This is a genomic window from Nocardioides iriomotensis (assembly GCF_004168035.1).
Lineage (GTDB): Bacteria > Actinomycetota > Actinomycetes > Propionibacteriales > Nocardioidaceae > Nocardioides_B > Nocardioides_B iriomotensis.
In genome coordinates this window covers 220,541-238,735 of the sequence record NZ_SDPU01000020.1, presented here as the reverse complement: position 1 = coordinate 238,735, position 18,195 = coordinate 220,541, and the positions used below count along the sequence as shown (strand labels likewise).

Below are 18,195 nucleotides of genomic sequence, written 5' to 3'. Positions count from 1 at the left end.
CGGCTGAATGCATCAAACGACATCAAACGCAAAGGTTGGGCCATGACGCGTCTCCGGGGACTCCTCGCGCTGCTGCTCGGCGCGCTGGCCGTCCCGGCGGGAGTGCAGCTCGGGCTGGACCCGGCCCTGCGGCTGCTCACCGACGCGCGCCCGCCGACGCTCCGCCCCCTCGACGACGTGCTCGCCGGCGTCCTGGGCCTCCTGCTCGTCACCGCGTCCCTGCTGTGGGGCCTGAGCCTGGCACTGGCCGTGATCGAGGCCCTGGCCTCGCCACGCGTGGCGGCCTGGGTACGCCGGCTGCCGCGACCCCACCTCGCCCGCGGGGTGGCCCTCGGCCTGCTCGGCACCGTGGCGGTCGGCGTCCCCGCCCACGCCGGCACGACGGTGCCGGAGCCCGCCGCAGAGCCGCTCGCGGGGCTGCCGCTGCCCGACCGTGTCGCAACGGCCGCGCCCCGACAGCCCGTGGCTCCGCCGACCCGGCTCGTGGCGCGGGTGCCCACCGGCAGCGTCGAGGTGCGCCCCGGCGACAGCCTCTGGGCGGTCGCCGAGCGGGCGCTCGGCCCCGGCGCGTCGGACGCGGCGGTCGACGCGGCCTGGCGGGCGATCGCCGCCGCCAACGCACGGGTCGTCGACGACCCGGACCTGATCTTCCCCGGCACCGAGCTGGCCCTGCCGCCGCTCCCGCACCGAAAGGAACACCCGTGAACCAGCCGACCGTCCCTCGTCCCCCGGTCCCGACCCGGGGTCTCGCCTCGGTGAGCCGGATCTCCCCGCCCCGCGTGCCGGAGCAGGGCACCCAGCCGCTCGACGCCGTGCAGGGCACGCTCGCCCTCGACCTGGACTGCCTGCCCGCGCCGGGCGACCGACCACTCCCGCTGCCCCCGGCGCCCCTCGTCGCCGTCGACGGTGGTGGCGGCGCCACCGTCGACCCGGCTGAGGCGGAGGTGCGGGTCTGGGCGCACCGGTTCGCGCAGGCCGTCGTGGAGGTGACGGCGGGCGACCGGCCGCTGACGCAGCTGCTGCGCTGGACGTCGGCGCGCGTCTACCAGGACCTGGCTCGCCGGGTGCAGGTCATGGCGCGCACCCGCAACGCGCCGGTCCGCCGGCGGACGATCCGGGCCCAGGTGCGCAGCGTGCACGTCTTCCAGCCGTCGACGGCGACGGCCGAGGTGAGCGTGCACGTGCGGTACGGGCAGCGCTCGCGCGCCATCGCGGCCCGGCTGGAGCTCCGGCGCGGCGCGTGGACCTGCACCGTGCTCCAGCTCGGCTGAGGCTGTGGCCCGCTCAGCGCAGCCGGGTGACGCGGACGTCGACCTCGAGCTCCGACGTACCCCCGCCGGAGTAGACGCCGCTGAGCGGTGGCACGTCGGCGTAGTCGCGGCCGCGCGCGACGACGACGTGCCGGTCGCCCGGGTCGAGGTTGTTGGTCGGGTCGAACCCGATCCAGCTGCCGTCCCACCACTCGACCCAGGCGTGCGACTCGCCGACGACGGTCTCGCCGGTCACCGGCTGCTCGGTCGGGTGGAGGTAGCCGGAGACGTAGCGGGCCGGGACACCGACGGACCGGAGCCCGCCGATGACGATGTGCGCCATGTCCTGGCAGACGCCGCTGCGGGCGGCCCAGGCGTCGGCGGCGTGGCCGTGCACCTCGGTCGAGCCGTACTCGTAGCTGACCTCGTCGTGGACCAGGCGGCAGAGCGCGTGCGCGAAGTCGGTCGGGCCCGGTGTCGTGGCGACGAGGTCGGCGATCCGGACGGCGAGCTCCTCGTCGGGCGCGACCCGTGGCGTGACCACGAGGCTCTCGCACTGCCGGTCGGCGACCTCCGGCGAGCGGACCTCGTCCCAGGTCAGCCCGCCGGGCAGCGGCGCCGGCCGGTCCACCTGGACGGTCGACGTGGCGGTGACGACGAGCTCCTTGTGCGTGTCGAGCACCTCGAAGGCGGTGACCTCGGTGCCCCAGTAGTCGCGATACGTGTGGCTCCACGGCGTCGGGCTGACCTCGAGCCGGGTGTGCAGCACGAGCTGGTGAGCGCTGGTGAAGGGGGTCATCCGGGCCTCGTTGTACGACGCCGCGGCCTCGCCCTCGTAGCCGATCCGGGTGCGGTGCACCACGCGGAACTGCATCATCGGGCCGCACCTCCCTGCCACGTCATGGCGACCGCATGGGCGAAGTAGCGCTGCGTGACCGCGTCGCTGGCCGACGCGCAGGTGCGCTGCAGCCGCTCCATCTCACCGGGCAGGTCGGTGACGATGTCGCCGATGGACCGGTACTCCAGCTCGGCGCGGGTGCGCCCCAGCAACCTCTGCGCCTCGTCCTGGAAGCCGACGCGCTGGCCGCTCGCCTCGAGGTTCGCCAGACACTGCTCCGCGCGGGTGAGCGCGTGCACGACCGAGCGCGGGAAGAGCCGGTCGAGGAGGAGGTACTCCGCGGCCTCGCGATCGGTCTCCTGCCCGCGGTAGGCGCGCAGGAACGACTGGTAGGCGCCGCACGCGCGCAGCGTGACCGGCCACGCCGAGTTGGGGCCAGGGGTCAGCGCGGAGGTCGCGACGAGCCGGGCGGTCATGTCGGCGCGCTCGAGCGAGCGGCCGAGGACCAGGAACTGCCAGCCCTCGTCGCGGCTCATCGTGGCGTCGGCGGTGCCGTTGATGACGGCGGCGCGCTCGCGGACCCACTTGAAGGCGTCAGGAAGGCGCATCGTCCGGAACCGCCCCGAGGACATGTGGCGGAAGGTGCTGTTGATGACCTCCCACATCTCGGTCGACAGCGTCTCGCGGGCGCGGCGGGCGCTCTCGCGGGCGCCGCCGATGGCCGAGGCGATCGAGGTGACCTCGGACCCGTCGAAGGCCATCCGGTTGAAGGTGCCGGTGAGCGAGAGCGGCTTGCCGTCGTCGGGGATGCGCGCGCCCATGACCGAGAGGAGCGTCAGCACGCCGGCGTCGATGTCGACGGTCGGGTCCTCGACCATCATCTGCATCTGCACGTCGAGGATGCGCGAGGTGTCCTCGGCGCGCTCGACGTAGCGGCCGATCCAGAACATCGACTCCGCGATCCGGCTCAGCACGTCGGCACCTCCCCCGCCGCCCCCGCCGCCCCCGCCGCTCGCGGAGACCGGTGCTGCGCCCGTTGCTGCTGTTGCTGCTCCTGCTGGGCGAACCGCGACTCCAGCGCCGGTCCGGTCTCGGGCGGCGGTGAGTGCAGGTCGACGGTGGCGACCGGCGGTGCGGCGGCACTGGGCGCGCTGACCCGCCCGCCGGCCATCACCCAGGTGTCCTTGGAGCCGCCGCCGCGGGAGGAGTTCACGATCAGCTCGCCCTCCGGCAGCGCGACCCGGGTCAGCCCCCCGGGCAGCACCCAGACCTTGGAGCCGTCGTTGACGGCGAACGGCCTGAGGTCGACGTGGCGCGGACGCATTCTCCCGTCGATGAGGGTCGGGACCGTGGAGAGCTGGACGACCGGCTGGGCGATCCAGGCCCGCGGGTCGGCGACGACCTTGGCGCGCAGCTCGTCGAGCTCCGCGCGGCTCGCGTCGGGACCGATGACGATGCCCTTGCCGCCCGAGCCGTCGACCGGCTTGAGCACCAGCTCGTCGAGCCGGTCGAGGACCTCCTCGCGGTGGTCGGGCTCGCCGCAGCGCCAGGTGTCCACGTTGGCGAGGATCGGCTCCTCGTCGAGGTAGTAGCGGATCAGGTCGGGCAGGTAGGTGTAGACGAGCTTGTCGTCGGCGACGCCGTTGCCGACCGCGTTGGCGATCGTGACGTTGCCCGCCCGGGCGGCGTTCATCAGACCGGGGCAGCCGAGCATCGAGTCGGCCCGGAAGTGGACCGGGTCGAGGAACTCGTCGTCCACGCGCCGGTAGATCACGTGCACCTGCTCGAGCCCGCTGGTGGTGCGCATCATGACGCGACCGCGCCGGCAGACCAGGTCGCGGCCCTCGACGAGCTCGATGCCCATCGTGCGCGCGAGCAGGGCGTGCTCGAAGTAGGCGCCGTTGAAGACGCCCGGGGTCAGCACGACCACGGTCGGGTCGTCCACGCCGGCCGGGGCGGAGGCGCGCAGCGCGGCGAGCAGCTTGCGGGGGTAGGACTGCACCGGCCGGATCCGGTGGCTGGCGAACGCCTCCGAGAGCGCCGCGGAGATTGCGCGCCGGTTGGTCATGACGTAGGAGACCCCGGACGGCACCCGGACGTTGTCCTCGAGCACCCGGAAGTCGCCGTTGTCGTCGCGGATCAGGTCGATCCCGGCGACGTGCACGCGGACGCCGTTGGGGCTCTCGATCCCGGCCGCGACCCGGTGGAAGTGCGAGGAGGTCGTGACCACCCGGCGCGGCACCACCTCGTCGTCGAACACCCGGCCGGCGTCGTACACGTCGTCGAGGAACAGCTCGAGCGTCCTGACCCGTTGCTGGACGCCGCGGTCGATGGTGTTCCAGGCGTCCTGCTCGATGACCCGCGGCATGATGTCGAGCGGGAAGGCGCGCTCCTCGCCGCCGATGTCGAAGGTGACGCCCTGCTCGAGGTACGACGCGGCGAGCGCCTCGGCGCGGGCGCGCACCTCGGGGCCGGTGACCTCGGCGAAGGACCGGGCGAGGCCCTGGTACGGCCCGCGCAGCCGGCCGTCCTGGAACATCTCGTCGTAGGCACCCCGGCGACCGGGCTGGTAGTCCTCGAAGAGCTCCATCACCCGCGTCACCCTAGTGGGACTCGATGACGCGGGTGTTGCGGCTCAGCCGTTGACGCGCGTCGTGAGCCCGGTGGGTCCGCCGGGGGCGCCGTGACACTTCTTGTACTTCTTGCCGGAGCCGCACGGGCACTCGGCGTTGCGGCTGACCCCGGCGAACGGGTCGTCGGCGTTGGACACGGTGCGGCCCTGCACCTCGGCCTCGCCGGTCTCCGACGGGGCGGAGTAGGAGAGGGCCTGCGGCTGCTTGGGCTTGTCGAGTCCCTTGGCGCTGATGACCGGGTGCTCGTGACCGGCCTGGGCCGAGGCGGCGGCCTGGCTGAGCGCGGCGCCGGCGGCGAGCGCGGCGGCCTCCTCGTCGAGCTCGGCCGGCTCGGGCTCCTCCTGCTCGACCTGGACCTCGAGGTTGAACAGGAAGCCGACGGCCTCCTCCTTGATGCCGTCCATCATCGCGGTGAACATGTCGAAGCCCTCGCGCTGGTACTCCACGAGCGGGTCGCGCTGGGAGTAGGCGCGCAGGCCGATGCCCTCGCGGAGGTAGTCCATCTCGTAGAGGTGCTCGCGCCACTTCCGGTCGAGGACCGAGAGCAGCACGCGGCGCTCGAGCTCGCGCATGACCTCGTCGCCGAACTGCGCCTCGCGGGCGTCGTAGGCGGCCTGGGCGTCGGCGCGCAGCTCCTCGATGAGGCTCTCGCGGGTGAGGCCGTCGCGGCCGCCGGCCTCCGCCTCGACGTCGGCGAGCTTCAGCGACACCGGGTAGAGCTGGCGCAGCGCCTGCCAGAGCTGGTCGAGGTCCCACTGCTCAGGGAAGCCCTCGGTGGCGGCGGTGACGTAGCCGGTGACGACGTCGTCGATCATCGAGCGGACCTGCTCGTGCACGTCGGCGCCCTCGAGCACCGCGCGGCGCTCGGAGTAGACGACCTTGCGCTGGCGGTCCATCACGTCGTCGTACTTGAGGACGTTCTTGCGGGAGTCGAAGTTCTGCGCCTCGACCTGGCCCTGGGCGGAGGCGATCGAGTTGGTCACCGACTTGTTCTCGATCGGGACGTCGTCGGGCACCTTGAGCGTGGTGAGCACGCGGTCGACCCAGTCGGACTTGAACAGCCGCATCAGGTCGTCCTGCAGGGACAGGTAGAAGCGGGACTCGCCGGGGTCGCCCTGGCGGCCGGAACGACCGCGCAGCTGGTTGTCGATGCGGCGGGACTCGTGGCGCTCGGTGCCGAGGACGTAGAGGCCGCCGAGGTCGCGGACCTCGTCGTGCTCGCTGGAGACCCGCTCGCGGATCCGCTCGAGCATGGCGGGCCAGGCGGCGTCGTACTCCTCCTGGTTCTCCACCGGGTCGAGGCCCTGCGCGCGCAGCTCCTGGTCGGCGAGGAACTCCACCGAGCCGCCGAGCATGATGTCGGTGCCGCGACCGGCCATGTTGGTGGCGACGGTGACGGCGCCCTTGTGGCCCGCGAGCGCGACGATCTTGGCCTCGTCGGCGTGCTGCTTGGCGTTGAGGACGCTGTGCGGGACGCCCTGCTGCTTGAGCAGCCCGGAGAGCAGCTCGGACTTCTCGACGGAGACGGTGCCGACGAGGACCGGCTGGCCCTTCCTGTTGCGCTCGGCGATGTCCTGGACCACCGCGAGGTACTTGGCCTCCTCGGTGCGGTACACGAGGTCGCGCTGGTCGGCGCGGGCCATCGGGCGGTTGGTCGGGATCGGCACGACGCCGAGGCCGTAGATCTTGTCGAACTCCGACGCCTCGGTCATCGCCGTACCGGTCATCCCGGAGAGCTTCTCGTAGAGGCGGAAGTAGTTCTGCAGCGTGACGGTGGCGAGGGTCTGGTACTCCTCGCGGATCTGCACGCCCTCCTTGGCCTCGATCGCCTGGTGCAGGCCCTCGTTGTAGCGACGGCCGGCCAGCATGCGGCCGGTGTGCTCGTCGACGATGAGCACCTCGCCGTTCATGACGACGTACTCCTTGTCGTTCCTGAACAGCTCCTTGGCCTTGATGGCGTTGTTCATGAACGAGATGAGCGGGGTGTTGACCGAGTCGTAGAGGTTGTCGATGCCCAGCCAGTCCTCGACCTTGGTGATGCCGGGCTCGAGGACGGAGATGGTGCGCTTCTTCTCGTCGACCTCGTAGTCGACGTCGATGCTCATCGTGCGCGCGATCTTGGCGAACTCGGCGTACCACTTCACCTCGTCCTGCGTCGGACCGGAGATGATCAGCGGGGTGCGGGCCTCGTCGATGAGGATCGAGTCGACCTCGTCGACGATGGCGAAGTTGTGACCGCGCTGGACACAGTCCTCGATGGAGTTGGCCATGTTGTCGCGCAGGTAGTCGAACCCGAGCTCATTGTTGGTGCCGTAGGTGATGTCGGCGGCGTAGGCGACACGCCGCTCGGCCGGCCGCATCTCCGGCAGGATCACGTCGACGGTCAGGCCGAGGAAGTGGTGCACGCGGCCCATCTGCTCGGACTGGAACTTCGCGAGGTAGTCGTTGACCGTGACGACGTGGACGCCCTTGCCCTCGAGCGCGTTGAGGTACGACGGCAGCACGGCGACGAGGGTCTTGCCCTCACCGGTCTTCATCTCGGCGATGTTGCCGAGGTGCAGCGCCGCGGCACCCATGACCTGCACGTCGAACGGGCGCATGCCGAGCACCCGCTTGCTCGCCTCGCGGACCGTGGCGAACGCCTCCGGCATGATGTCGTCGAGCGTCTCGCCGTCGGCGAGCCGCTTGCGGAACTCCTCGGTCTGCGCGCGCAGCTCTTCGTCGGTCATCGCGACGAAGTCGTCCTCGATGGCGTTGACCGCCTTGGAGATGGTCTCCAGCTGCCGAAGGATCTTGCCCTCGCCGATGCGGAGGATCTTGTCGAGGATGGCAGGCACGAGCGTGGACTCCCTGTTCGTCTGCGTCGGTGGTGCTGTGCGTGGTGCGTCGTGGGTGGGCCCGAGACCCTGGAGGTCCGCGGTCGCGGGTCAGCCCGGGCCGCCTGCCATCGTACCCACCGGGTGATCAGGGGCAGCCGTGTCGGGTCTTCCACCGGGCAACGGCCGCGGCGGGCGAGCGGTTCCCGCCCTGCTGCCAGCTCCGCAGGAAGGGGTACGGCGAGACCACGCCGCGCCGGATCCGCCACTGGCCCGATCCGCGGCAGACCGGGCTCAGCCCGACGTGGACGTGGCAGGAGGTCCCCCGCGCACTGCCGGTGTGGCCCACCCAGGCGACGTGCCGGCCGGCCCGGACCCGGTCGCCGGGCCGCACGTCGGGCCGGACGCCCGCGAAGTGGCTCAGGTAGTAGCGGACGCCGTCGTCGCCCCGGATCGAAACGAACCGGCCGCCGCGCTGCCAGCCGCGGTCGGTCGCCGGGTCCCACCTGTCGACCCGGCTGACCTCGAGGACGACCCCGTCGACCGGGCTGCGGGCGCGGGCGCCGCATCGCGCGAAGACGTCGGTGGCCGGGTAGTCGTGGTGGCTCGCGCCGTAGTCGGCCCGGACGCCGGGCGCGACCGGGAACGCGCGGTCGACCCGCGCCGCACCGGCCGACGTCTCCGCAGGAACCGGCGCCGGTGGCGCGAGGGGCACCCCGAGCAGCACGGCGGCGAGAAGCGACGCGAGCAGCTGACCCACGGCTCAGCCCCCGTCGAGCGCCTTGACGGACAGCGTGAGCGCGTCGGCGAGGTCGCCGCGCGGCTCGACCGCGACGCCGTCGAGTCCGAGCCAGCCGGCCAGGTCGAACAGCTCGGCCGCGAGCTCGTCGGCGGTCTCGTCGGGTGCGCCGGGCTCGGCGTACGCCCCGTGCACCCGCACCACGCCCTCCTTGCGGTCGGCCTTGAGGTCGACGCGGGCGGCGATGCGCTCGCCGAGCAGGAACGGGAGGACGTAGTAGCCGTGCACCCGCTTGTGGGCCGGGGTGTAGATCTCGATCCGGTAGTGGAAGTCGAAGAGGTGCTCGGTGCGGGCGCGCTCCCACACGAGCGGGTCGAACGGGCTCAGCAGCGCCCGGGCGTGCACCCGGCGCGGGAGCGCGGCGTCCTTGTCGAGGTACGACGTGTGCGCCCGGCCCTCGACCTGGACCGGGAGGAGCTCCCCTGCCTCGACCAGTGCCTCCAGCGCGGGCGTGGTGAGCTCGGGGCGCATCCGGTAGTAGTCGCGCAGGTCGAACTCCGTGCCGACGCCGTGCGACACGGCCGCGCGGCGCAGCAGCTCCATCGAGGCCTCCAGCACGGTGGGCTCGGGCGTCTCGAGGTGCTCGCGCGGGATCACCCGCTCCGGGAGGTCGTAGAGCCGCTCGAAGTGCTGGTTGCGACCGGCGACCGCGAGCCGGCCGGAGGCGAAGAGGTACTCCAGCACCTTCTTGGTGTCCGACCAGTTCCAGCCCCAGTGCACCTTCTTGCGCGGGAGGCCGTCGTCGAGGTCGCGCGGTGTCGAGGCGCCGCGCTCGGTCACCTCGGCGATCAGGGAGTCGACCAGCTCGGGGTTGTGCCGGATCGCGACCCACTCGTGGCCGCGCTCCTCGTAGGACCGCATTCGGTGCCGCATGTGCGGCCAGAGGTCGACCGGCATGAAGGCGGCGACGTGGGCCCAGTACTCCACGAGCCGGCGGGGGCTCCGCTCCGACGCCCGGCGCAGCAGGTCGACGTCGTAGGGCCCCATCCGCGAGAACAGCGGCATGTAGTGCGCCCGCTGGAGCACGTTGACGGAGTCGATCTGCAGCACGCCGGTGCGGCGCAGCGTGCGGTCGAAGGTGCGCATCGTGGCCTTGGCGTGCCGCGGGTCGCGGAAGCCCTGCGCGACGAGCGCGATCCGTCGCGCCTGTGCGCGGGAGAGCGTCGGTACCGAGGTCACCGGGTCATCATGTCCGGCAGCACCGACAGTCCGGTGCGCGCGTCCTACGGGATGTCCAGGAGCTTCTCGCGGACCGCGTACATCACGGCCTCCATGCGCGAGTGCAGCTGGAGCTTCTCGAGGATGTTGCGGACGTGGTTCTTGACGGTGTTCTCGCTGATGAACAGCCTCTTGGCGATCTCGCGGTTGTTCAGCCCCTGCGCGACGAGCTTGAGCACCTCGAGCTCACGGTCGGTCAGGCGCGGGCTCGGCACCTGCTGCCGGTCGGTGCGCGACATCTGCTTGAACTCGTCGAGCAGCTTGATCGCCATCGACGGGCTGATCAACGACTGGCCGTCGGCCACCACGCGGATCGCCTGCGCGACCTCGTCGATCGAGGAGTCCTTGAGCAGGTAGCCCGAGGCGCCGTTCTTGACGGCGTCGTACAGGTCGGCCTCCTCGTCGGAGACCGTGAGCATGATGATGCGCGCAGTCGGCGCGACGTCCTTGATCGCGACGCACGCCTCGATACCCGAGCGCTTGGGCATCCGCACGTCCATCAGGATCACGTCGGGAACGGCGGAGGCGGCGAGCTCGGTGGCGGCGACACCGTCACCGGCCTCCCCGACCACCTCGATGTCGTCCTCGACCCCGAGAAGCATGGTCAAGCCGCGACGGAAGAGCTCCTGGTCGTCGACGACGGCCACGCGGATCGGCTCTCCGCCCTGCTTCGCCCGCACTTCTGGTCCAGCCACGCGAGCATCATGGCACGCACGACCCATCCGGTGGGTGGTTATTGCGTAGGACGCCTCTCGACCCTTCGGTCGGCGGGGCTCCCCGACCGAGCCAGGGACGGTGACCCGCCCAGGCGTCGGCTGTCCCGCTCAGCGGACGTCGAGGCAGATCACGCCGTAGTCGTAGCCCCGGCGGCGGTACACGACGGACGGCCGGTCGGTCTCCTTGTCGACGAACAGGAAGAAGTCGTGACCCACCAGCTCCATCTCGTAGAGGGCCTGGTCGAGAGTCATCGGCTCGGCCGCATGGGTCTTCTCGCGGACCACGAGCGGCCCGTCGCCGAGCACGGTGATCGGCCCGACGTGGCGCTCGCGCTCCTCCTCGCCCGTGGACGTGGTCACGCTGCCGTTGGGCTCCGGCTCGATCCCCTTGAGCGCCTGCGCGACGGACGTGGGGGTGTGCCGGCCGCGGTGCACGCGGCGGCGGTCGGCCGCACGGCGCATCTGGCTCGCCATCTTGTCCACGGCCTGGTCGAGCGCCGCGACCTTGTCCTCGGCGGAGGCCTCCGCCCGGACGACCGGGCCCTTGGAGAACGCCGTCAGCTGGAGCCGGATCGCCCGGTCCTGCTGGCGCGGGTTGCGCTCCTTGTCGACCTCGACCTCGACGCGGATCACGCGATGGTCGTGCTTCTCCAGCCTGGCCAGCTTCTCCTCCACCAGATCGCGGAAACGATCGGTGAGCTCCAGGTGGCGGCTCTTGAGCACGATGTCCACTTCATACCTCCGGTGCTAGACGACATGGTCGTGGTGGGTCCTCCCCGGCCCCGGCCGGTCACCGCACCGCGCTCGCGATGCCCCGGTCGCGCCGCCCCGGTGCCCGAGGCGGGTACGCGAACGCGCCCGGGACGCGTCTGCGCCACGGGAACGACGAGGAGGACAGGAGGAGTCCGTCCGGCCGACCTGGTCTTCGACCCCACAACCGCCTGCTGAGGCTCTCGCAGCTCGCTGCCACTACTGGCCTTCTCCTCCGACCCCGACGTGTCTGACGTCAGGAGGAGGGCAGGACTTACCTCTAAGCCGCACCGTGATCGACGGCCGGAGGACTCGCGGCGACCGGTCGATGACGACCGGCTGCCGAGAACGTCCGGACGCGCCTTACGTGGACCGTTTCGCCTGCGACTGGCATCGGCTAGCCGGTGGCTCTCCGGTGGGCGAGTGCTCACCGGTCCGCCGGCGCAACCACGGACCCGGACGGACTCCATGCACAGACGCTACCGACCGTCCGGTGAAAGCGGTAGGTCGGGGGCGGTCAAGGAACCTGGTCCGGACCGGACCCCGTGGACCGGGACGGGTGCCGTCGGCGGGTGGCTGCGACGGTGGCGATCCCGAGCACGTCGTGACCGGCCTCCTCGAGGGCGCGCTGCGCCTCCCGGGCGGTGGCCCCGGTGGTCAGCACGTCGTCGACGACGACGAGCGACGGGTCGCCCGGGCGTGCCCGACGCGGGCACGCGAACGCGCCACGGAGGTTGGCGGCCCGCTCGCCGGCGCTGAGCCCCGCCTGGTCGCGCACCCGGCCCCGGGGGCGCAGCAGCCGGCGCACGACGACCGGCCGACCGCCGCGGCGCAGCACCACGGCGGCGCGCCGGCTCACCCGCAGCAGCGGGTCGTGGCCGCGGGCGCGGACCACCGACGGACGCGAGGGCACGGGGACGAGGGCGACGAGCGAGTGCGGCGGTGACGGCGGGTCGCGGGCCGGGTCGGCCAGGACCAGCAGCTCCCGGACCGCGTCGGCCAGCAGCCCGGCGAGCGGCGTCGCGAGGGCGAGCACCTGCTGCTCCTTGTGAGCGAGCACGAGCGCCGTGACCGCTGCCTCGTAGCGGGCGGCGGCGACGGGCAGCACCAGCCCGTGCGGCGTCGGGTCGGGCCAGGCGACGTGCGGCTCGCGGGGCAGGTCGTCGCGGCAGGCCCGGCACAGCGGCCGCCCGCCGCGCCCGCAGACGGCGCAGCGGCTGCCGAGCAGCAGGTCGACCAGGGCGTCGTACATGCGTCCGAGGCTCCCGCGCCGGGTCGACAGGTGCCGGCCGGAGGAGGAGGCTCTGTGGACGACCGGTCGTGCCCGGAGGCTGTGGACGGCAGCGGGTCAGCCGACGAACGTCGGCGACTGCAAGCCCGCCCGGATGCCGGAGCTGGTCCAGCGACCGTTGGAGGCGAGCGCGAACAGATCACCCGCGGGTGTGCCCAGCAGGAACGGCGCTCCGCTGACCAGGGACGTCACGAGCTCGGAGGTCCGGTCGTGGAACACCTCGGCGTCGCTGGTGGCCTCGCTCGCCGTCGAGGAGCCGTCGACCTTCGCCAGCAGGACCTGCGAGGTACCCCGGCTCGGCGTGGTCAGCACGGCGACGGTGCCGGGCGTGCGCCAGGCGACGTCACGGATGCGAGCCCCGTCGACCTCGGGCACGCGCAGCGGTACGACGGGCGTGGTGCCGCGGACGCGGCCCACGTCGTCGCGCTCGATGCGGGTCACGACCAGCTCCTGCGTGCCGTCGCGCGACACGACGGCGACGAGCCGGCTGCCGTCGCGGGACAGGATGAACGAGCGGACCCGCTCCCCCGACAGTCCGGGCACGTCGAGCGTCCGGGTTTCGCCGTCCCGCACGAGCAGCACCCGGGCGCCGGACCGGGTGCGGTCGACGAGCCAGAGGATGCCGTGCAGGTCCCAGGCGGGTGCCAGGAGGTCGGTGCCGCCCTCGAGCACGGTCGTGGCGTCCTCGGTGTCGGGCGAGGTGCCGGGCAGCCGGGACCGCGGCGCCACCAGCACCCGGCCGTCGTTCGTCGTCCCCGCGATCTCCTCGCCCGCGAGGTCGACGCCGATCCGTTGCAGCCCGAGGTCGACGGAGCCGAAGACGCCGGAGACGCGGCGCTCCTGGCCCCCGATCAGCGTCACCACGCGGCCGTCGCGCAGCCCGAACAGGGAGGAGGAGGCCCAGGACACGGCGGGGTCGTACTCGCTCCACGCGTTCACCTGGACCTCGGTGCCGTGGCCGGGCAGGTCCAGCGGGCTGCCGTCGACGCTGACCCGCATCCGCTGCACGCCGGTGACCTGCCGCAGGGTCCACGACAGCTGGGCGAACGCCTTGGCGAGCTCCTCTGGCTCGAGGTCGAGGACGTCGTCGGTGAGGGGGACGTCGGCGACACCGTCGTTGACCACGACGGCGATGTCGTCGAGGCGGGTGCGAGCCGGGAGGTAGGTGCGCTCGACGCCCAGCATGTCCTGGCCGGGGCCTGCGAGCAGACCGTTCGCGAGGAACGTCGTGGCCTGCGCCCCGGTCGGCACGTAGACCGGTTCGGGGATCAGCACCTCGGAGGTCTTGTCGAAGAAGTACAGGAAGTACTGCTGGAAGCGGGTCTCGAAGTGCGCGGTCGGGATGACGAGCCGGTCGGGCGGCGCGTCGATCCGCCACTGGCCGCCCTCGCGCTCGAGGTCGAAGTCGTAGGTCTTGTCGCCGGACTGACCGAGCCACGCTCCCCGGCCGTCCAGGCGGACGGTGTCGGTCAGGGAGAGCCGCACGTCGTTGCCCGAGCGCAGGATCATCGCCTGCGCGTCGTAGACGACCGTTCCCTCCTCGGGCAGCCACGAGGCGCTGCTCTCGGAGGTGAGGTACTGGCGGGCGACGGAGGTGTTGAGCGGTGTCGCGCGCATGGCGTCGAGGAAGCCGCGCACGATCTCGACGGGTTCCGCACCCGGCTTGGGCCCACCGGGTGTGAAGTCGACGGGCGTGTCGTCGGAGAGCTGCTCGCGCAACGGCTCGGTGCGCACCGCCCCGGTCGAGGGCAGCCCGACGCAGCCGCTGGCGAGCAGCAGCAGGGCGAGCGCGGCGAGGAGCGGGCGGAGCCGCCGGACGGCGGTGCTCATGGCTGCCTCGCCCGTCGTCGGTCCACCCGGGCGTAGTCGCGGCCGACCCGCTCGACCGTCCGGGACGCCGCGTCGGCGGGCACGAGCGGCAGCGGGCTGTGGCGCAACGGGTCGCCGGCGCGCCGCGGAAGCGTGAGCCGGAACTGCGAGCCTCGGCCGGGCTCGCCCCAGGCCTGCAGCCAGCCGCCGTGCAGGTGGGCGTCCTCGAGCGAGATCGAGAGACCGAGCCCCGTGCCGCCGCTCGTCCGCGCACGGGACGGGTCGGCCCGCCAGAAGCGGTTGAACACCATCGCGGACTCGCCCGGCTTCAGCCCGATGCCGTAGTCGCGGACGGCCAGCGCGGACGACTCGTCGTCGCTGTCGAGGAGGACGACGACGTCGCGGCTGTCGGCGTAGTCGATGGCGTTGGTGACGAGGTTGCGGACGATCCGCTCGACCCGGCGTGGGTCGACCTCGGCGATGCACGGCCGCTCCGGCGCGCGTACGACGACCGTGGTGTCACGCGCCTCGGCGAGCGGACGGGTCGCGTCCACGACGCGGTGGGCGACGTCGAGGAGGTTCACGTCCTCGAGCTCGAGGACGGCGGCGCCGGCGTCGAAGCGACTGATCTCCAGCAGGTCGCTGAGCAGCAGCTCGAACCGGTCGAGCTCCTTCTGCAGCAGCTCGGCCGACCGCGCGGTCACGGGGTCGAACCGGTCCCGCGCGTCGTGCAGCACGTCACCGGCCATCCGCACCGTGGTCAGCGGGGTGCGCAGCTCGTGGGAGACGTCGGAGACGAACCGGCGCTGGACGCGCGAGAGCTCCTCGAGCTGGCGGATCTGCTTCTGCAGGCTCGCGGCCATCTGGTTGAACGACGTGCCCAGGCGGGCGATGTCGTCCTGCCCGCGGACGTGCATGCGCTCCTCGAGTCGTCCCGAGGCGAGCCGCTCGGCGACGCGGCGCGCGAGCCGCACCGGCGTGACGACCTGGCGCGTCACCAGCCAGGTCAGGCCGGCGACCAGGACGAGCAGCAGCGAGCCGCCGGTGAAGAGCGCGCGGCGGACGAGCGAGAGCGTGCCGGCCTGCTCGGTCATCGGGAAGAGGCAGTACAGCGTGTAGGTGCCGCCGTCGGCGGGCAGCACGAGCTGCGACCCGGTGACGACGCCTTCGACGTCGGGCCGGTCGGCGAGCGGGTCGTACTGGATCTCGGTGTAGGTCCAGGAGACACCGTCGGCGTCCGGCGACTCGACCTCGCGGCGCAGCCCGTCGGGGATGCTGTCGAGCTGCACGCCGGTCGTGTTGCGGATGCTCTGGCCGGCCGACACCTCGGTGGTGGCGATCGGGCCGGTGAGGACGACGTCGTACCCCTGGACGATGCCGCGCTGGACGATGCTGCGCGCGAGCTGGTCGAGCTGGGTGGTGGCGTCGAAGTCGGTGCCGCTCGCGCCGGAGAGCCGCCGCTGAGCGTCGATCGCGCTGCGGGTGGCCTCCGCGACCGACGAGGTGGTCTTGGTGTCGACCAGGCCGTCGGCCACCTGGCGCAGCAGCACCATGCCGACGATTGCGACGACGACGGCGGACAGCAGCAGCGTGCTGACCACGACGCGGGCCTGGATGGAGCGTCGCCAGAACGTCAGGGCGTCGCGCGGGGAGAAGCGCCGACCGGAGCGGTCGGCGGCGTCCCCGGTGGTCCTGTCGAACATGGGTGGGCTACGCGCGTTCGGTGGCGGGAGTCCCGGCCTTGTAGCCGACGCCGCGGACGGTCACGACGATCTCGGGGTTCTCCGGGTCGTGCTCCACCTTGGAGCGCAGACGCTGTACGTGGACGTTCACCAGGCGGGTGTCGGCGGCGTGCCGGTAGCCCCACACCTGCTCGAGCAGCACCTCGCGGGTGAACACCTGCCACGGCTTGCGCGCGAGGCAGACGAGCAGGTCGAACTCCAGCGGCGTGAGTCCGATGGCCTGCCCGTCGCGGGTGACGTTGTGCCCGGCGACGTCGATGGCGAGGTCGCCGATCGTCAGCGCCTCCGGGCTCGGGTCGTCGTACCGACGGACCCGGGCGCGGATCCGCGCGACGAGCTCCTTGGGCTTGAACGGCTTGACGACGTAGTCGTCGGCCCCGGACTCGAGGCCGACGACCACGTCGACGGTGTCGCTCTTGGCGGTGAGCATGACGATCGGCACGCCGGACTCGGCGCGGATCTCCTTGCACACGTCGATGCCGTCCTTGCCGGGCAGCATCAGGTCGAGGAGCACCACGTCGGGCTTGTAGTCGCGGAAGTCGGCGAGCGCACGCTCACCCGACGCGCTGACCCGCGAGTCGAAGCCCTCGTTGCGCAGCACGATGGTGAGCATCTCGGCGAGCGCCGCGTCGTCGTCGACGACGAGGATCCTGCCGCGCCCTGCTGATTCGCTGTTCACCATCTCGCTCCTCCCCCGGCTCGTGTGCCGCTGAACCGTACCGGCGTGCCGGCGCCCCCCGCGCCGGAATCGCCAGGTAGCGCCTCAGTAGCGGTAGTGCTCCGACTTGTAGGGGCCCTCGACCTGCACGCCGAGGTACGACGCCTGGTCGTCGGTCAGCTGCGTGAGGCTGACGCCCAGCGACGCCAGGTGCAGGCGGGCGACCTCCTCGTCGAGGTGCTTCGGCAGGACGTAGACGCCGGTGGGGTACTCACCCGTCTTGGTGAACAGCTCGATCTGCGCGAGAACCTGGTTGGTGAAGGAGTTCGACATGACGAACGACGGGTGGCCGGTCGCGTTGCCGAGGTTCATCAGCCGGCCCTCGGAGAGCACGATGATGCTGTTGCCGCCGGGGAAGGTCCAGACGTCGACCTGCGGCTTGACGTTCTTCCGCTCGGCGACGCCCGGGGCCTCGAGGCCGGCCATGTCGATCTCGTTGTCGAAGTGACCGATGTTGCCGACGATCGCGTTGTGCTTCATCCGCTTCATCTGGTCGACCGTGACGACGTCCTTGTTGCCGGTGGCCGTGATGATGATGTCGGCGACCGGCAGCGACTCCTCGAGCGTGGAGACCTGGTAGCCGTCCATCGCCGCCTGCAGCGCGCAGATCGGGTCGATCTCGGTGACGATGACGCGGGCGCCCTGGCCGCGCAGGGACTCGGCGCAGCCCTTGCCGACGTCGCCGTACCCGCAGACGACCGCGACCTTGCCGCCGATCAGGACGTCGGTGGCGCGGTTGATGCCGTCGATCAGGGAGTGGCGGCAGCCGTACTTGTTGTCGAACTTCGACTTGGTGACCGAGTCGTTGACGTTGATGCCCGGGAAGAGCAGCGAGCCCTCGCGCATCATCTCGTAGAGACGGTGGACGCCGGTCGTGGTCTCCTCGGTGACACCCTTGATCTCGTTGGCGACCGCGGTCCAGCGGTTGCCGTCCTCGGCGAGCGAGGCGTTGAGCACCTCGAAGATCACGCGCTGCTCGGTGCTGGTCGCCGACGCGACGTCGGGCGCCTGGCCCTTCTTCTCGGCCTCGACACCGAGGTGCACGAGCAGGGTCGCGTCACCGCCGTCGTCGAGGATCATGTTGGGGTGCTCCTCGCCCGGCCAGAGCAGGATCTGCTGGGTGCACCACCAGTACTCCTCCAGCGTCTCGCCCTTCCAGGCGAAGACCGGGACACCCTGGGGGTCCTCGGCGGTGCCGCCGGTCTCGGGGCGCCCGACGACGACCGCCGCGGCGGCGTGGTCCTGGGTGGAGAAGATGTTGCAGGACGCCCAGCGCACCTCGGCGCCGAGCGCGGTCAGCGTCTCGATCAGCACGGCGGTCTGGATGGTCATGTGCAGCGAGCCCGCGATCCGCGCGCCGGCCAGCGGCTTGCTGTCGCCGTAGCGCTCGCGCATCGCCATCAGGCCGGGCATCTCGTGCTCGGCGAGCTCGATCTCGGCGCGGCCGAAGTCGGCCAGGCTCAGGTCGGCAACCTTGAAGTCCATGTGTTGGGTCCTCGAAAAACGTCGGGAACTGCGTCCGCAGCGCGTCTGCGCTCCGTCGGGATCTCCCGCGGACAGCACCGCCAGCGTACCCGCGGGAGGCCCCGGACCCCGAAACGACGGGGAGGCGCCC

General features: G+C 71.9%; 15 protein-coding genes. 2 read left to right on the top strand and 13 right to left on the bottom strand.

Going from position 1 to position 18,195, the window contains the following annotated elements; genetic code table 11:
• Positions 1-42: 42 nt before the first annotated feature.
• Entirely contained in the window at positions 43-705 is a 663-nt protein-coding gene (locus ETU37_RS07770; RefSeq protein WP_165372444.1) for a LysM peptidoglycan-binding domain-containing protein, read from the top strand.
• The gene (locus tag ETU37_RS07765) at positions 702-1,271 is read left to right on the top strand and encodes an Rv3235 family protein (protein ID WP_129986671.1); all 570 of its coding nucleotides are present in this window, start codon (positions 702-704) and stop codon (positions 1,269-1,271) included. Before ETU37_RS07770 ends, ETU37_RS07765 begins: the two co-directional genes overlap by 4 nt.
• A gap of 13 nt (positions 1,272-1,284) precedes the next feature.
• On the opposite strand, the gene ETU37_RS07760 is transcribed toward ETU37_RS07765, so the two are convergent.
• The 13 genes from ETU37_RS07760 to ahcY form a co-directional block, all read right to left on the bottom strand.
• Positions 1,285-2,127 carry a transglutaminase family protein gene (locus tag ETU37_RS07760; RefSeq protein WP_129986670.1) on the bottom strand — a complete coding sequence of 281 codons (843 nt, stop codon included), beginning with the start codon at positions 2,125-2,127 and terminating at the stop codon, positions 1,285-1,287.
• Positions 2,124-3,062, bottom strand: coding sequence for an alpha-E domain-containing protein (locus ETU37_RS07755; RefSeq protein WP_129986669.1), 939 nt, complete (start codon positions 3,060-3,062; stop codon positions 2,124-2,126). The genes ETU37_RS07760 and ETU37_RS07755 overlap by 4 nt, the downstream gene beginning before the upstream one ends.
• Entirely contained in the window at positions 3,056-4,678 is a 1,623-nt protein-coding gene (locus tag ETU37_RS07750; protein ID WP_129986948.1) for a circularly permuted type 2 ATP-grasp protein, read from the bottom strand. Before ETU37_RS07750 ends, ETU37_RS07755 begins: the two co-directional genes overlap by 7 nt.
• 45 nt (positions 4,679-4,723) lie before the next feature.
• Complete coding sequence (gene secA, locus ETU37_RS07745) at positions 4,724-7,558, bottom strand: preprotein translocase subunit SecA (RefSeq protein WP_129986668.1); 2,835 nt, start codon at positions 7,556-7,558, stop codon at positions 4,724-4,726.
• A gap of 127 nt (positions 7,559-7,685) precedes the next feature.
• The gene (locus tag ETU37_RS07740; protein ID WP_129986667.1) at positions 7,686-8,297 is read right to left on the bottom strand and encodes a M23 family metallopeptidase; all 612 of its coding nucleotides are present in this window, start codon (positions 8,295-8,297) and stop codon (positions 7,686-7,688) included.
• A gap of 3 nt (positions 8,298-8,300) precedes the next feature.
• Positions 8,301-9,515, bottom strand: a complete 1,215-nt coding sequence (locus tag ETU37_RS07735; protein WP_240755612.1) for a winged helix-turn-helix domain-containing protein — start codon at positions 9,513-9,515, stop codon at positions 8,301-8,303.
• 44 nt (positions 9,516-9,559) lie between these two features.
• Positions 9,560-10,249, bottom strand: a complete 690-nt coding sequence (locus tag ETU37_RS07730) for a response regulator (RefSeq protein WP_240755611.1) — start codon at positions 10,247-10,249, stop codon at positions 9,560-9,562.
• Between the two features lie 129 nt (positions 10,250-10,378).
• Positions 10,379-11,002 (bottom strand): ribosome hibernation-promoting factor, HPF/YfiA family, encoded by a 624-nt coding sequence (hpf, locus tag ETU37_RS07725; protein ID WP_129986665.1) that lies wholly within the window; start codon positions 11,000-11,002, stop codon positions 10,379-10,381.
• Between the two features lie 535 nt (positions 11,003-11,537).
• Positions 11,538-12,272 (bottom strand): ComF family protein, encoded by a 735-nt coding sequence (locus ETU37_RS07720; protein WP_129986664.1) that lies wholly within the window; start codon positions 12,270-12,272, stop codon positions 11,538-11,540.
• A gap of 96 nt (positions 12,273-12,368) precedes the next feature.
• Entirely contained in the window at positions 12,369-14,141 is a 1,773-nt protein-coding gene (locus tag ETU37_RS07715; protein WP_129986663.1) for an LpqB family beta-propeller domain-containing protein, read from the bottom strand.
• Complete coding sequence (mtrB, locus tag ETU37_RS07710) at positions 14,138-15,823, bottom strand: MtrAB system histidine kinase MtrB (protein WP_129986662.1); 1,686 nt, start codon at positions 15,821-15,823, stop codon at positions 14,138-14,140. The genes ETU37_RS07715 and mtrB overlap by 4 nt, the downstream gene beginning before the upstream one ends.
• Positions 15,824-15,830: 7 nt before the next feature.
• Positions 15,831-16,541, bottom strand: coding sequence for an MtrAB system response regulator MtrA (gene mtrA / locus ETU37_RS07705; RefSeq protein WP_276319678.1), 711 nt, complete (start codon positions 16,539-16,541; stop codon positions 15,831-15,833).
• Between the two features lie 84 nt (positions 16,542-16,625).
• Positions 16,626-18,065: an adenosylhomocysteinase gene (gene ahcY, locus ETU37_RS07700; protein WP_129986660.1), complete on the bottom strand. Its 1,440-nt coding sequence runs from the start codon at positions 18,063-18,065 to the stop codon at positions 16,626-16,628.
• Between the last annotated feature and the right edge of the window lie 130 nt (positions 18,066-18,195).

Coding starts and splice junctions, on each gene's coding strand:
- ETU37_RS07715 (WP_129986663.1), bottom strand. CDS start 14,141: ATGAGCACCGCCGTCCGGCGGCTCCGCCCGCTCCTCGCCGCGCTCGCC.
- ETU37_RS07770 (WP_165372444.1), top strand. CDS start 43: ATGACGCGTCTCCGGGGACTCCTCGCGCTGCTGCTCGGCGCGCTGGCC.
- ahcY (WP_129986660.1), bottom strand. CDS start 18,065: ATGGACTTCAAGGTTGCCGACCTGAGCCTGGCCGACTTCGGCCGCGCC.
- ETU37_RS07760 (WP_129986670.1), bottom strand. CDS start 2,127: ATGATGCAGTTCCGCGTGGTGCACCGCACCCGGATCGGCTACGAGGGC.
- ETU37_RS07750 (WP_129986948.1), bottom strand. CDS start 4,678: ATGGAGCTCTTCGAGGACTACCAGCCCGGTCGCCGGGGTGCCTACGAC.
- ETU37_RS07720 (WP_129986664.1), bottom strand. CDS start 12,272: ATGTACGACGCCCTGGTCGACCTGCTGCTCGGCAGCCGCTGCGCCGTC.
- mtrB (WP_129986662.1), bottom strand. CDS start 15,823: ATGTTCGACAGGACCACCGGGGACGCCGCCGACCGCTCCGGTCGGCGC.